The 14,900-nt window shown below is 37.4% G+C and carries 13 protein-coding genes; 8 read left to right on the plus strand and 5 right to left on the minus strand.

The window, feature by feature from the left end:
- Positions 1–33: 33 nt before the first annotated feature.
- Genes B6A32_RS15025 through B6A32_RS15035 form a run of 3 tightly spaced genes read left to right on the plus strand, consistent with a single transcriptional unit; the run spans position 34 to position 4,344 of the window.
- Entirely contained in the window at positions 34–3,618 is a 3,585-nt protein-coding gene (locus tag B6A32_RS15025; RefSeq protein WP_085305529.1) for a pilus assembly protein, read from the plus strand.
- A complete protein-coding gene (locus B6A32_RS15030) occupies positions 3,618–4,025 on the plus strand; it encodes a type IV pilin protein (RefSeq protein ID WP_332888772.1) in 408 nt (135 codons plus the stop codon). The genes B6A32_RS15025 and B6A32_RS15030 overlap by 1 nt, the downstream gene beginning before the upstream one ends.
- 1 nt (position 4,026) lies before the next feature.
- Positions 4,027–4,344 carry a TapY2 family type IVa secretion system protein gene (locus B6A32_RS15035; RefSeq protein ID WP_085305531.1) on the plus strand — a complete coding sequence of 106 codons (318 nt, stop codon included), beginning with the start codon at positions 4,027–4,029 and terminating at the stop codon, positions 4,342–4,344.
- Positions 4,345–4,468: 124 nt separating this feature from the next.
- On the opposite strand, the gene B6A32_RS15040 is transcribed toward B6A32_RS15035, so the two are convergent.
- The 3 genes from B6A32_RS15040 to nadE all read right to left on the minus strand — a co-directional run bounded on the left by B6A32_RS15040 (position 4,469) and on the right by nadE (position 6,829).
- Positions 4,469–5,062, minus strand: coding sequence for a GspH/FimT family protein (locus B6A32_RS15040; protein ID WP_085305532.1), 594 nt, complete (start codon positions 5,060–5,062; stop codon positions 4,469–4,471).
- Positions 5,063–5,350: 288 nt separating this feature from the next.
- Entirely contained in the window at positions 5,351–5,917 is a 567-nt protein-coding gene (locus tag B6A32_RS15045) for a GspH/FimT family pseudopilin (RefSeq protein ID WP_085305533.1), read from the minus strand.
- Positions 5,918–5,995: 78 nt separating this feature from the next.
- A complete protein-coding gene (nadE, locus tag B6A32_RS15050) occupies positions 5,996–6,829 on the minus strand; it encodes an ammonia-dependent NAD(+) synthetase (RefSeq protein WP_085305534.1) in 834 nt (277 codons plus the stop codon).
- Between the two features lie 186 nt (positions 6,830–7,015).
- Between nadE and glnB the strand changes: the two genes are divergently transcribed.
- A complete protein-coding gene (glnB, locus tag B6A32_RS15055; RefSeq protein ID WP_085305535.1) occupies positions 7,016–7,354 on the plus strand; it encodes a nitrogen regulatory protein P-II in 339 nt (112 codons plus the stop codon).
- A gap of 110 nt (positions 7,355–7,464) precedes the next feature.
- Here glnB and B6A32_RS15060 read toward each other — a convergent pair whose 3' ends face one another.
- A complete protein-coding gene (locus B6A32_RS15060; protein ID WP_085305536.1) occupies positions 7,465–8,229 on the minus strand; it encodes an outer membrane protein assembly factor BamD in 765 nt (254 codons plus the stop codon).
- Positions 8,230–8,381: 152 nt separating this feature from the next.
- On the opposite strand from B6A32_RS15060, the gene rluD reads away from it, so the two are divergent.
- The 3 genes from rluD (at position 8,382) to clpB (ending at position 12,917) form a co-directional block, all read left to right on the plus strand.
- Positions 8,382–9,359, plus strand: coding sequence for a 23S rRNA pseudouridine(1911/1915/1917) synthase RluD (rluD, locus tag B6A32_RS15065; RefSeq protein WP_085305537.1), 978 nt, complete (start codon positions 8,382–8,384; stop codon positions 9,357–9,359).
- A complete protein-coding gene (gene pgeF / locus B6A32_RS15070) occupies positions 9,349–10,182 on the plus strand; it encodes a peptidoglycan editing factor PgeF (RefSeq protein WP_143327916.1) in 834 nt (277 codons plus the stop codon). Before rluD ends, pgeF begins: the two co-directional genes overlap by 11 nt.
- A 146-nt stretch (positions 10,183–10,328) precedes the next feature.
- A complete protein-coding gene (gene clpB / locus B6A32_RS15075; RefSeq protein ID WP_085305539.1) occupies positions 10,329–12,917 on the plus strand; it encodes an ATP-dependent chaperone ClpB in 2,589 nt (862 codons plus the stop codon).
- A 56-nt stretch (positions 12,918–12,973) separates the two neighbouring features.
- Here the strand turns inward: clpB and B6A32_RS15080 are convergent, their stop codons facing one another.
- A complete protein-coding gene (locus B6A32_RS15080) occupies positions 12,974–13,417 on the minus strand; it encodes a hypothetical protein (protein WP_085305541.1) in 444 nt (147 codons plus the stop codon).
- A gap of 232 nt (positions 13,418–13,649) precedes the next feature.
- On the opposite strand from B6A32_RS15080, the gene pssA reads away from it, so the two are divergent.
- Positions 13,650–14,483, plus strand: a complete 834-nt coding sequence (gene pssA, locus B6A32_RS15085; protein ID WP_085305566.1) for a CDP-diacylglycerol--serine O-phosphatidyltransferase — start codon at positions 13,650–13,652, stop codon at positions 14,481–14,483.
- Positions 14,484–14,900: the final 417 nt, after the last annotated feature.

Below are 14,900 nucleotides of genomic sequence, written 5' to 3' on the forward strand. Positions count from 1 at the left end.
TTTGGTGTTTAGCTAAATATTGGAGTTAAAAAAATGAAAAAGATTTTATCTACAAGCCTACTTCTTTTAGTCTCATGTATCTCATTTGGTGAGGATATAGAATTATACATAAGTAATGCGGTAAAGCTTGCTGGCAGTAAAACTCAGGTGCTTATAATTTTTGATAATTCAGGCAGTATGGGAACAACGCTTTCCGTGAAAGAAGATTATGATCCTACAAAAACTTACCCCGCTGTAGGTGGTGATAACTTACTTAACGAACGTTATATCTACTTTAGTAAAGGTGGAGCTGATGGAACTTCCGGTTTACCCGTTCCTGACAGTAACAGTGAGACTCGACGTTTTTTAAAGTCGATTAATAGTTGTGAAACGGCCAAAAACATTTTAGCTGAAAACGGTTTTTATTCTGGTCATATTAGAGAGTATAGCTTTAAAGGCGCATCGGGTAGTTGGAGTGAAATTCCAGATAACAATGGCGCTAATATTAACGTTATTGATTGTGAAGATGATGTATTAAAGTCTGATCCTTCAAATATTGACAGCCTTCCTGATGGTTACCCAATCAATTATGTTGGGACTGAACTTCTTCCTATTTACCATAGCCCAATTAAATTAACTTCTGATGTGGATTGGTCAGGTCAGTTTGTTACGCTTTACTCTGATAATTACTTACGCTGGCACCATGGCGAGAATATTGCGCAAAAATCGACAACTCGCATGGAAATTGCGAAAAAAAGTATATCTAATGTAGTTAAAGCCGCTCCGTCGATTGATTTCGGACTACAGGTTTTTAATTATGACTATGGCGATGCTGCAAATAATGCCAACGGTGGGCGTGTTGCTTTTGGTATTCAACCGATGACAAGTGCCAGTGAAGCTGAATTTTTAGATATAGTAAATAACGAAGTGTCGGCCAGAACTTGGACACCTTTATGTGAATCACTTTATGAAGCGCAACAATATTTTGCGGGAAAAAGTGTCGATTTTGGTAATGATGATGTAAATCTATATAATCGCTTTGGATTTCTTACTTACAGAAAAAATGTCCCCCCAAGAGATACTTCAATTGAATCATCTGGTAAATATATTAGCCCTTTTTCAAATTGTAGTAGCAAAGCGTTTGTTATCTTAATTACCGATGGCGTACCTTCATATGATAATGGTGCCGATAGTAAAATTGAAGCATTAACAACTATTGATGAAGGCGAAACAGTTAATTTTAGTGGCAGTAAGTTTGGTGGTAATTATCTAGCAGGCCTTGCTGAATGGATGAATGAAAATGATCTCAACACTTCTTTACCTGGCAGACAAACAGTTTCAACCTATACCATTGGCTTTAGTGAAGGTGCACTTGATGCCGCACCATTATTAAAAAGAACAGCAGAGTTAGGTGGTGGAGATTATTATCCAGCTACCGATAGTGCTCAGCTCACCTCGGCATTGTTAAATGCTTTAGAAAGTTTAGAGCCTAGTAATGACAGCTTAACTTCAGCTTCTGTGGCTGCCAACAACTTTGACAGAACCGAAACTTTAAACTCTGTTTATTATGCAATGTTTCAACCTGAAAATGGGCCTCGCTGGCAAGGAAACCTTAAGAAATATAAGGTGGTTGATGGCAATCAAGTGGGTAAGCATGACAAGTTAGCGCTTGATTCGAGTAATGGACATTTCTCTTCAAGTGTAACAAGTTTTTGGTCGCCAGATAACGCTAAAGATGGTGATAAAGTACCTGAAGGCGGCGTGGCTGAAATGTTACGTAATAAAAGTAATCGTGTTATTTACAGTGATATTGGTGCAAGCGGCTCCTTAGAGCTTTTAACTAAAGCGCAAGCGGAAGTATCGTTTGGTGGTAATGTTGCGTTAGCTACAGAAATGGATGTACATGTTGATGATGTTGATGCTTATTTAAACTGGGCAAAAGGGCAAAATGTCGATAATGTAAAACTGTCAGATGGCACTGTGCCGAGTATTCGTCCCGATGTTTTTGCCGACCCTCTGCACTCAAAACCTCTCGTTGTAAATTACGGTGACAGTATTCGAATACTGATAGGGACTAATGCCGGTGTACTTCACATGTTTGAAGATAATGGTGGAACAGTTGATGAAAGTTGGGCTTTTATGCCAAAAGAGTTTTTTAAGAAGATTAAACCGTTACGTCAAAACTACTCTACAGCTGAAAAAGTTTATGGTGTAGATGGCAATATTACATCATATACACAAGATAAAAATGGTGATGGGATCATTAATGGTACTGATAAAGTATGGGTGTTTTTTGGTCTGCGACGTGGTGGCACTTCATACTACGCATTAGACATTAGTGACCCGAGTACGCCAGACAAGCTTTGGCACATTGATGCATCGTCAGCAGGGTTTGATGACTTAGGCCAATCTTGGTCTCAGCCAAAGTTAGGTTACTCTAAAGCAAATATAACAGGTTCCGGAGAAACCGCTGTTGCAGCACCTGTACTATTTTTCGGCGGTGGTTATGATGAAAGTAAAGATGCAGATACACCTGGTGTGACTGACTCAGTAGGTCGTGCTATATATATGATAGATGCTCAATCAGGGACATTACTATGGAGCTTAGCACCAGAAAATGGCAGCACAGCTTTTAGTGGTACTGATAGTATTCCCTCTAGTATAGGAATTTTAGATAGTGATGGAGATGGGTTAACCGATCGCCTGTATACTGGAGATACAGGTGGTAATATTTGGCGTGTAGATATGCCAAGCGCTAATCCCAGCGACACTGAAGATCCATGGACAGTTTTTAAATTAGCAAACTTAGGTGGAACAACAAATAATACTGATTTACGATTTTTCAATGAACCGTCTATTGTGCGGACTTTTATTAGTGAAACTATCGAAACAACCGTTACAGATGAAGATGGTGAAACTCAAACTATCGTGAGTCACCAAGAAAAACCATACGATGCAATACTTATTGGTAGTGGAGATAGGTCAAACCCATTAGGTTCAGACACAAATGATACCTTCTTTATGATTAAAGATGAAAATATTAAGACGAAATCATTTTATAGCTCAGCTGAACCGGCAGCCCCTGCGGCTCTTTTAAAAAGCGATTTGTATAACTATACAAATAACCCTTTTGATCAAACATTAACAACCCAGGCTCGAGAAACATTATCGCTTGCGGTGAGCAATAAGTCTGGCTGGTATATTGATCTTGAGGGCGCAGGTGAAAAAAGTACAGCAGATGCAATTGTTATTAATGGCGTGGCTTTCTTTACAACATTCATTCCCCCTAATTTAGACCCTAATATTGTGCGTTGTGAACAACCTAATGGTACTGGTTTACTATATGGCGTTGATTTAGCGTTAGGTACTGCAGTATATAATTGGAAGAATAATACTGGGGATGGCGACGGAGATGGAGATGGAGACGGCGATGGCGACGAGACTTCAGAAGGTCCTCCTGATGATGCGACAAGAACTACTATTATTAGTGAACAGTTTCTTGGAGCACCTACGTTAATTGTTGTTCCAGATGGTACAGGTGAAACGGTTGGTAATATCATTGTGGGACGAAAAGTGGTAAATACACCTTTTACCCTACAAACAATGAGAACATATATGTACATTAAAGAGGAACAGTAATGCCAAAAATGAAAGTGTTTAATGGCTTTACATTGGTTGAGTTGTTAATAACCGTTGCTATAGTTGCTATATTGGCAGCTGTAGCCTTTCCTTCTTATACTGACTTCGTTGCACGCTCAAACCGCACAGAAGCTCAGCGTGAGTTATTGAGAATAGCTAATTTACAAGAGCAGTTTTTTGTCGATACAAGAGCTTATACCTCGAATATGACAAAGCTAGGGCTTAGTAATGACCCATTTATTACTGAAAATGGTTATTACAGCATAGATGCTGCTTTAGCCAATGGTGGCTTTGTATTAACGGCAACAGCATTAGCGCCACAAAGCACTAATGATAGCAGTTGTCAGACTTTATCTGTTAATGAAACAGGAAAAAAACTACCGGCAAGTGCCTGTTGGGAGCAGTAATATGAAAATATACTTAATAACCTTAATCATTTTAATAAATGCTAGTTTCGATGTTACTGCGGCGAATATCACCGGTAAGAATTATAGTGTTGATGCTAAGTGCTATGTAGAGCTTGAGGATGGCGAAAAATTAATTTATTTGGCTACGGTTAAAGAACACCAAATTAATACATTAGTTGATACTATAGCAGGAAAAGAAGTTCCGACACCTTATACTGCAAAGAAGCAACTGGTTCAGAAAGCATTTGAATGTGTTTTGCTTGAATCAAAGTTTAACTCAAGAAAAGCGAATGAGTTATTTGAAAAGCAACCGCGTTAGAGTAGGGGATGGAGAAATATTGCCTGCCTATTTTTTAACGCTTTGATTAATTTATATAATTAATTTAATTCCGCAAGCTTGTTGTTAATTAATATGCCCAGTAACTATACTGGGCACTTAGTTATTAACTACATGAAACTGCTGTACCATCTCTATTATTATCTTTGCCATCATTATTTGTGTCAGATGTAGCATAAACCCGCCCAGATAACGATACTTCTACCCCTCTTGATAAATTTGCATTATCTTTAGGACAGTAGCTAAAGTTGCTATTGCCACCTGTTACTAAACGGCCAGTAGGCGCAAATATAATTATGTTCTGGCTAAATTGCAGAGTGTCGCCAGTGGCTATTTTTCCTTTAACCTTTATTAACTCTTCATTCGCACTAACAAAATTACTATTGTTTGCTAACGTATTGTCGTTATTAATAAAAACACTAATTTCGTTTTGCCAATTTGTTGTACAAACAGTGCCATTTAATGGACAAATAGTAACATTTCTCCCACTATTTATAGCGCTGTTTCTAGCTGACAACAATAATCTATGCAGTTCGCTTACTTCGTTATCGACTCTTGATTGCACGATAAACTGGCTTAAACTAGGACCAGCAACTGCGGTTAATATGCCAATAATAGCAATACCAATAAGTAATTCTGTTATTGTAAACCCTTTAATAAACTTAGGTTTTATAGATTTTTTAATGTATAACTTAGACATAACTACAGCTACAGTTAAGGTTGATACTTTATTTATAACATTGTTGTAGGTACTCAGCTAGCAAATTTTGTACGTAGTCTGGAGGAAACGTAAGAATATCGGGTGATGTATTTTATAATCTTACTTTTTCAGTAAGTTTTTTTAACACGTTTTTAAGCTCTTATTCAACATAAAAGCTTTTATATCAATTTTTGTTAACTCAACAAATACGTTAAGTAATATGTTAATGTCGGTACCAAGTAATAACTAGATAAACTTATTTATTTCTGAATAAGCGTAGGTAATTACTTAATTATTGCACTTTATTTTAACGCCTGTACGCCTAATATTTGTATTGTTGGTTTTGCTAGATGCACTGACATAAGCTCTACCCGAGCTAGCTACCACAATGCCTCTATTTTTGTCATTATGAAACTCTGGGCAGTAGCTAAATGTAGCGTTTTGCCCCCAACCTGCTAAATGTCCTGTCGAAGCATAAGTTAAGCCAATGCGAGTTTTGCCATATTGTAATTTGTCACCAACTTTTATTGCGGACTTATTAGCGACAATTTGTTCGTTTAATTCTGGTTCAAATACTTTATTATTGTTGCTGTCTGTAAATACGCTCAGTTCTTGATGCCATAAATTTTTACATTTACCTTTATTACTTAATGGGCACAAAGTTACGCTGGTATTATTAGTTAAAGCACTGTTTCTTGCCGTTAAAATTAACCGATGTAGGCTAAAAATTTCATTATCAACGCGGGTAAAAACAATGAAATTATTAAGGCTGGGAACGCCAATAGAGATTAAGCTCATCATAATGGCAAGCCCAACCATAGTTTCGATAATAGTGAATCCTTTGCACTTTGACATAACAACTATTCCTTAGTTGAATAAACTTTTCAGTGCTAGGTATAGTCAATAATATCGAAACTTTCCAAGCTAAATTAACTAATTTTCATATATTGTTGGAATTGGTGAACGCTTATGTTGAGTTTTCAAATAGATAGCAATAATTTTTTCTTCAACTGATTTATCTGTATTTTTACCTTCTAAGAAATCATCTAACTGGTCGTAACTTAATCCTAAGGCATCTTCATCTGTTTTGCTTGGAGCTAACTCTTCTAAATCAGCCGTAGGGGCTTTATCGGTTAATTGGCTTGGAGCGCCTAAAGTTCTGGCAATTTGCTTTACTTGTCGTTTTGACAAGCCAAACAATGGAGCAAGATCACAAGCACCGTCACCCCATTTAGTAAAAAAGCCGGTAATATTTTCAGCAGAATGATCTGTACCTAAAACTAAGCCGCCTAATATTCCTGCAATGTGGTACTGCATTACCATGCGAGATCGTGCTTTAACATTACCTTTAGAAAAGTCTATTTGTGCAGCTGATGCGGTTAACAGTTCTGCGCTTTTAAGGGCGTTAATAGTTTCGTTGTGAATACCATCGGCACCCGCTAGGATATTTGTAGTTAAACTATGCGAAGGCTTTATAAAATCGAGTGCTAATTGTGCATCGTCTTCATCGGCTTGTATATTAAACGGAAGTCTGACTGCTATAAACTGATAGCGCTTTGTGCTTTCATTGTTTATAGCATCAATAGCGAGCTGTGCTAAACGTCCACAAGTTGAAGAGTCAACACCACCACTGATGCCCAAAACAAGTGTATTCAAGCCAGATTGAACCAGTTTGTTTTTGATAAAATCTACTCGACGTTCAATTTCAAACGTAGGATTAATTTCAGGTAATACCTTCATCTCATTGATTATTGCCTGGGCGTCCATAAAATTTCCTTCTGATAGTAAGTAGATTATAAGTTTTAGCTGTTTTGAGCCACTATATGGTCAGTGTAGCAAAGTCTAACTTCGATTAGAACTTTTGCACTATAGCTGTACAAATACTTGCTATTATGTAGATAATGATAGTTATCAGTATATTCCGATGCGTAAATCAACTTATAGGCTATGAACATGAAAAAAATAGAAGCGATTATTAAACCCTTTAAAATGGATGATGTACGTGAAGCACTCGGTGAAATTGGTGTTACGGGCATGACCGTATCCGAAGTTAAAGGGTTTGGACGTCAAAAAGGGCATACCGAGCTTTATCGAGGTGCCGAATACATGGTGGACTTTTTACCGAAAGTAAAGCTTGAAATTGTTGTCAAAAAAGAAAATGTTGAACGATGCGTTAATACTATTTTGGAAACAGCACAAACAGGTAAAATCGGTGATGGTAAAATTTTCATCACTGATGTAGAGCGCGTAATACGTATTCGTACTGGAGAAGAAGACGACGAAGCTATTTAATCAATGATAATTATCGTAAATAACACATAAAAAAATACCAGCAGATGCTGGTATTTTTGTTTTCAGAGTTAATGTTTTACGTAATAAACAATTGTGTATTGTTGAAAACTCTATTTAGACACTAACGGATTATTAGGATAGTTAGCCGCTAATACTTGTTTAGCGTTAACCTGTAGATCAGTTAATCCTAATTTGTCATAACAGAAAACCATAATTTCCAATGCTTCTTCTGTTTCTGCGCTAGGAGAAAAGTATTCTACAATATATTTCCCTCTATTCGCTGCAGAAACATAAGCTTCACGCTTTAAGTAATAGCGTGCAACAGACAGCTCATATTTAGCTAAGCGTGATTTTATCGCGATCATACGTTGACGAGAGTCCGCTGCATATTTACTTTCAGGGTATTTCTCTAATAGTGTTTTTAAATCTTTAAATGCCTCGCGAGCAGCTGTTGGATCACGGTCTGAACGATCGATGCCTGCTAAGTTTTGAAATAAATTTTCTTGCGTAGCCACATTTATTAAAGCACGCATGTAATAAACGTAGTCTATGTTGGCATGTGAAGGGTTTAATCTTAAAAATCTATCTGTTAAGGCTAGTCCTTGCGCCGCATTTCCACTCTTGTAATAAGCGTAAATTAAATCTAATTGAACTTGATGAGAGATAGGACCATAAGGAAATCGTGAATCTATCGCCGATAATATTTGAATTGCCTTTTGATACAATCCATTGTCAAGTGATTGTCTAGCATCAGAAAATAATGCTTGGGCAGATTTATCTGGTACCTTTTGTATATCTTTTTCGTTTGTACCTGAGCAACCTGTAATTGCTAATACTAGTGCAAGGCACATTATTTTTATTGTCACTTTTTCCATAGACTTCAATATCACTACTTTGTTTTAGTTAAAATAAATATCTTCCTCACTATAATTACTTAATGTAATTGCTTTAGCAAAGAGGTAAAATAAGCACTGGCATTCTAACCTAGCAATCCTGCCTTGCACAGTGCTAATTAATAGAGAGTTTAATGGCTGAGATAATTCAACACCGGGACACGGTTCCCGAATCATGCTTAGGCAAACGTTTCGACCAGACTTTGGCGGAAATGTTCCCTGATTATTCACGTTCACGTTTAAAAGAGTGGATTTTAGCCGGTCATGTAACGGTTAACGACATTGTAGTCGATGTACCTCGCGAAAAAATGTTCGGTGGTGAGCTAATTGCCATCAACACAGAAGTTGAAGCAGAAGTACGTTTTAAAGCGCAAGATTTACCACTAAATATTGTTTACGAAGATGACGATATTTTAGTTATCAACAAACCTGCGGGTTTTGTTGTTCACCCAGGTGCGGGTAACCCTGATGGTACAGTGCTTAACGCCTTACTTCATCACTGCCCGCAGCTAGATGTTGTGCCACGTGCAGGTATTGTGCACCGTTTAGATAAAGACACAACTGGCTTAATGGTAGTAGCAAAAACGATTGCAGCTCAAACTAACCTAGTTGAGTCATTGCAAGCGCGCGAAATTACCCGTGAGTATGAAGCTATTGCAAATGGCATTATGACCGCTGGTGGCTTGGTCGATGAACCGATTGGTCGTCATGCAACAAAACGCACACATATGGCGGTAACCTTTTCAGGTCGTCCTTCGGTGACACATTACCGAGTAATGGAAAAGTTTAGGTTGCATACCCGTTTGCGTTTACGTCTTGAAACAGGACGCACACACCAAATTCGTGTACATATGGCGCATATAACGCATCCACTTGTTGGTGATCCTGTTTATGGCGGCCGACCTCGTCCACCGAAAAATGCCTCGGAAGAGTTGCGTGATATGCTACGTCAATTTAAACGTCAAGCTTTGCATGCAGCAATGTTATCTTTGTACCACCCAATTACCGGCGTACAAATGACATGGCATGCCGATGTGCCTGAAGATATGGTGGCACTAGCTGATATCTTACGTACAGATACAAAAAATAATCTCGTTGATAGTGATTACTAAATCTGTTGATAACATAACGTTTATTGAATGGCCAACATCAAAGGTGTTGGCCTTTACGACTAACCGATTATCAGCCACTAAAAGCCCTTTGCCAACAAGCGCTAAAAATACAATACTTGCTGATAATATTCAAACCAGTATTGGCCCGTCACTTTCAATGTTTGATGCCTTTAATTTAGGCGATCATGTTGATGACTGCCCCAATACCGTTACTCAAAATAGAAAGTCACTTTTAGCATACTTGCCTGTAGCAACAAAAATTCAATGGTTAACTCAAGTTCATGGAAATAATGTTGTTGTAGTTGAGCAACACCATGATAAACCTTTGGTAGCCGATGCCGCGATAACGCGTAATAAAAAAATAGCATTAGCTATTATGACGGCAGATTGTTTACCTATTTTAGTTTCTAATAGCGATGGTAGCGAAATCGCTGCTATTCATGCTGGCTGGCGACCATTAGCAGCAAATATTATTGAACGTACACTAAAATTAATGCATAGCCCAGTAAATGAACTTTATGTTTGGTTGGGACCTTGTATTGGTGAGCATGTATTTGAAGTTGGTGAGGAGGTTAAACACGCTTTCTGCCAAAACTCCATAAAGTACAAACAAGCTTTTAAACCTGTATCATCAGAAAAAGGTGATAAGAAAAAGTACCTTGCTAATTTACACATGATGGCGCAATTACAACTTTTAGATTTAGGCGTTAAAAATATTTCTGCGCTTGATGAGTGTACTTTTTCCTTGAATCAAAAATATTACTCTTATCGAAGAGATGGTTTAACAGGAAGAATGGCGAGCATAATATCTAGTAATTCATGAGCGTGTTTTACCTCTTACTTTTAATCTATCATTCGTTGATCTGCATCAAATATTTTACATGCCACTGCTTGAAAAGTCCTCATTCTGTCCTTATAACAAAGGTAACTAAACTGTAAGCCCAGTAATATGGCATTAGGAGAACGTTAATGCGTTTAGACCGATTTACTCAAACATTTCAAGTTGCAATATCTGATGCACAATCAATAGCATTAGGTAAAGATCATCAATTTATAGAACCAATACATTTAATGCTAGCGTTACTAAATCAAAACACCAGTAGCATTATCCCCTTATTAAAAAGTGCAGGTATTAATGTACGCACGCTAAGAACTCAAGTCGAAACGGCTATTGATGAATTAGCACAAGTTTCTGGAACCGGCGGTGAAGTTCAGTTGTCTGGTGCTATGGGCAACATTTTAAATCTTTGTGATAAATTTGCACAAAAGCACGGCGATAAATTTATTTCCTCTGAAATTTTTATTCTGGCGGCACTGCAAGATAAAGGTAAACTTGGCCAAATTCTCAAAAATCTTGGCGCAAGCGAGCAACGCGTACAAGACGCTATAGTACACATTCGAGGCGGAAAAAATGTTGATGATGCTAATGCAGAAGAAGTACGTCAAGCACTCGACAAATATACGGTTGATTTAACTGAACGAGCTGAACAAGGTAGGCTAGACCCAGTAATTGGCCGAGATGATGAAATCAGAAGAACAATACAAGTACTACAACGTCGCACTAAAAATAACCCGGTATTAATTGGTCAACCTGGTGTAGGTAAAACTGCCATTGTTGAAGGATTAGCACAGCGTATTGTTGATCACGAAGTACCTGAAGGCATTAGAAATAAACGAGTACTTTCGCTTGATATGGGAGCTCTAGTTGCTGGAGCTAAGTATCGCGGTGAATTTGAAGAACGCCTTAAAGCTGTTCTGAGTGAGCTAAATCAACTCGAAGGTCAGGTAATATTATTCATCGATGAACTACATACTATGGTAGGGGCGGGTAAAGGCGACGGTGCTATGGATGCAGGAAATATGCTAAAACCTGCACTCGCTAGAGGTGACTTACATTGTGTCGGCGCAACTACCTTAGATGAATATCGTCAATATATTGAAAAAGATGCTGCTTTAGAACGCCGTTTTCAAAAAGTTTTGGTTGAAGAGCCAAGTGTAGAAGACACTATTGCGATTTTACGCGGGCTTAAAGAGCGTTATGAATTACATCATAATGTAGAAATTACTGATCCAGCCATTGTTGCCGCTGCTACTTTATCTCATCGATATGTTAGTGACAGACAACTTCCCGATAAAGCAATTGACCTTATTGATGAAGCCGCATCAAGTATTCGTATGCAAATGGATTCAAAGCCAGAGCATTTAGATCGATTAGAGCGCCGTTTAATTCAGTTAAAACTGGAACAAAGAGCATTATTAAAAGATTCTGATACCGCGTCAAAAAAACGTTTAGAGCTAATTTCAGACGATATAACGACTTGCCAAATTAGTTATGATGAATTAGACGAAGTATGGAAAACAGAAAAAGCGGCACTGCATGGTACACAGGCGATTAAAACCGACTTAGAGAAAGCTCGAATAGAACTAGAAGCTGCACGCCGTGTTGGTGATCTAAACTCCATGGCAGAACTGCAATATAGCCGTATCCCCGATCTTGAAAAACAGCTTGATCTGGCGAGCCAAGCCGAAATGCAAGAAATGACCTTATTAAAAAATAAAGTCACTGATGTTGAAATCGCTGACGTATTAAGTCGCGCAACCGGAATACCAGTAGCAAAAATGCTTGAAGGTGAAAGTGATAAATTGTTACACATGGAAGATAACCTTCACAAGCGAGTAATAGGACAATCTGAAGCAGTGGTGTCTGTGTCAAACGCTATTCGAAGATCAAGAGCGGGTTTAGCTGACCCTGATCAACCAATAGGTTCATTTTTATTTCTTGGGCCAACAGGGGTTGGTAAAACAGAATTAACAAAGGCTTTAGCACATTTTCTTTTTGATAGTGAAGACTCGTTGGTTCGGGTTGATATGTCTGAATTTATGGAGAAACACTCTGTAGCCCGTTTAGTTGGAGCGCCCCCTGGTTATGTTGGCTATGAAGAAGGTGGCTATTTAACAGAGGCGGTAAGGCGTAAACCTTATTCTGTTATATTGCTTGATGAAATTGAAAAAGCGCATCCTGATGTTTTTAATATTCTATTGCAAGTACTAGACGATGGTAGGCTGACTGACGGCCAAGGTAGAACCGTTGATTTTAAAAATACCGTGATCATTATGACTTCAAACATTGGCTCTGACATTATTCAAGAATACGGTGATGACAGCCAATATCAGCAAATGAAAACACGTGTTATGGCTGAACTTGGTCAACATTTTAAACCAGAGTTTATAAACCGTGTTGATGAAACAGTGGTTTTTCATCCGCTACTTTCTGAACAAATTAAAAGTATTGCGAGTATACAAGTATCAGCTTTGATCAAGCGATTAGAAGAACGAGATATCAGCATGACAGTGTCTGAAGAGGCCTTATCGTTTGTTGCAGCTGCCGGATTTGACCCTATTTTTGGCGCTAGGCCTTTAAAGAGGTCAATACAACATGAAATTGAAAATCCACTAGCACATCGGTTACTTGCAAATGAGTTTTCAGCAGGAGATCATATTTTAGTGGAACTAAATGACAATAGCTTAACATTCACTGTTAATAATTTGGAACATTAAGCTATTCACTGTAAAGAAGGGCGTTTAAAGCTTAATAGGTAGAAGTATAGAGTTCATTACTCAGTACAATAAACTTCTACCTGCTTTTTATTCATCTCTAATTGTTGTTGTTTTTCTAAGGCGCCTAAAACTTTCACATTACCTTGTTCGTCTTTATATTGAATTTTATCAAAATTTTGTAAAGTGCTGAGATTATCTTTTGCTGTAATACATTTATCCTGATTCATACTGTCAATTGCTTCATTGTTTTCTTCAGCTGACAAAAGACTATTGTCACTCACTTGTTCACTATTCGCGGTTTTATCTTTTTCTATAGTGGCTGAAGATTTCTGATTATTAGCCATACTAACTTCAATGTAATCGTCATGTTCAGGTTGATTCTGACTAAAATGGACTACATCTTCCTTGTCAATCCAACGATAAATAGTGATTTGTTCGGCTGCGAAAACATCGGAATACACTAATATCATCGAAAAAAGCGACAATGCCTTAATATTCATAACGGTACCTATTCATAAATTAATTCTTATATTGCTAATATTTAATTACATTTGAAATGACTAATAACGACATAAATGTAATATCTACTGTGTTTTATAGCAACACAAAGAGAAGTTTACAAATTTTTATCTTTTTATTAATCATTCATTTGTACTACAACTAACGTATATAAATAAACTTATGGTAGATTATCCCCCTATAATTTTATTTAACTTATTTACGGTTTTATCTATGCCTGACAAAAATAATGATGATTCGTTACAAACTCGCGGAATTTACCTTTTACCTAATTTACTGACTACAGCAGGTTTATTTTCGGGGTTTTATGCTGTTGTATCATCAATGAATGGTCACTTTATCAGTGCTGCTGTTGCAATTTTTATTGCCATGATTTTTGATGGCTTAGATGGTCGAGTTGCTAGAATGACGAATACACAAAGTGAGTTCGGCGCAGAATACGACAGCATGGCTGATATGTTATCTTTTGGTATTGCGCCAGGTATTGTTGCTTATAATTGGGCACTATCAAGTTTCGGTAAATTTGGTTGGTTAGCTGCTTTCGTCTATGTAGCTTGTGCAGCATTGCGACTAGCAAGGTTTAATACCCAAGTTGGTATAGCAGATAAACGATACTTTCAAGGTTTAGCTAGTCCAGCTGCAGCAGGTGTTGTAGCCAGTATTATATGGGTTGGAAGCGAATACCAAATTAATGGGCAGGATTATGGCTATATCATTGGTTTAATTACCATTGTAATGGGGCTGCTAATGGTCAGTAACTTTAGATATAACAGTTTTAAAGAAGTTGACTGGAAAGGTAAAGTAAACTTTGTTGTTGTATTACTTATAGTATTAGCATTTGTCGTTGTTGCTTCTAGCCCAGAAAATATCCTACTAATAATATTTGGTTTATATGCTTGCTCTGGTCCGTTTACAACTATTCGATCTGTTAAGAAGTTAAAACTAGAGCATGTAGTCGGCGACGACCAAGATGCTGATTTTAAAAGTGCCAATGTAAGTAAAGATTCGAATAGCACTGATGAAAACACTAAGTCAAAAAGTAATTAGTCTAAATAAATGATTTAAACTAAAAGCTTTCATAAAGCAGGTCTAAAACACTTTATTACAGATTGAAATTTTATAAATGTACAAATGATAAAGTTCAAAGAAGCGCTAGTTTAGCGCTTCTTTTGCATATTTAGCGTGAAAAACATACGGTATGTTCAATTAAAAAGCAAACAAACACTTTTATGCAATTTAATGACAATTAGCGGTTGACGTGAGGTCAAAAATCTCTAAAATGCGCTCCACTTCTTCGGGACAAGTCGAAGAGGTTGTTTTAATGAGTTATCTAGCGCGGTTTAGGCTAAATTAGTTAACTTAACGTTTTAAAGGTTCGTTTCGAAAGTTTTAAAAACTTTTAAAATAAATTCAAATAAAACGTTGACATTGAAACAGAGTTGCGTAGAATGCGCATCTCGCTTC

Origin of the sequence: Colwellia polaris, assembly GCF_002104515.1 — a bacterium.
Lineage (GTDB): Bacteria > Pseudomonadota > Gammaproteobacteria > Enterobacterales > Alteromonadaceae > Cognaticolwellia > Cognaticolwellia polaris.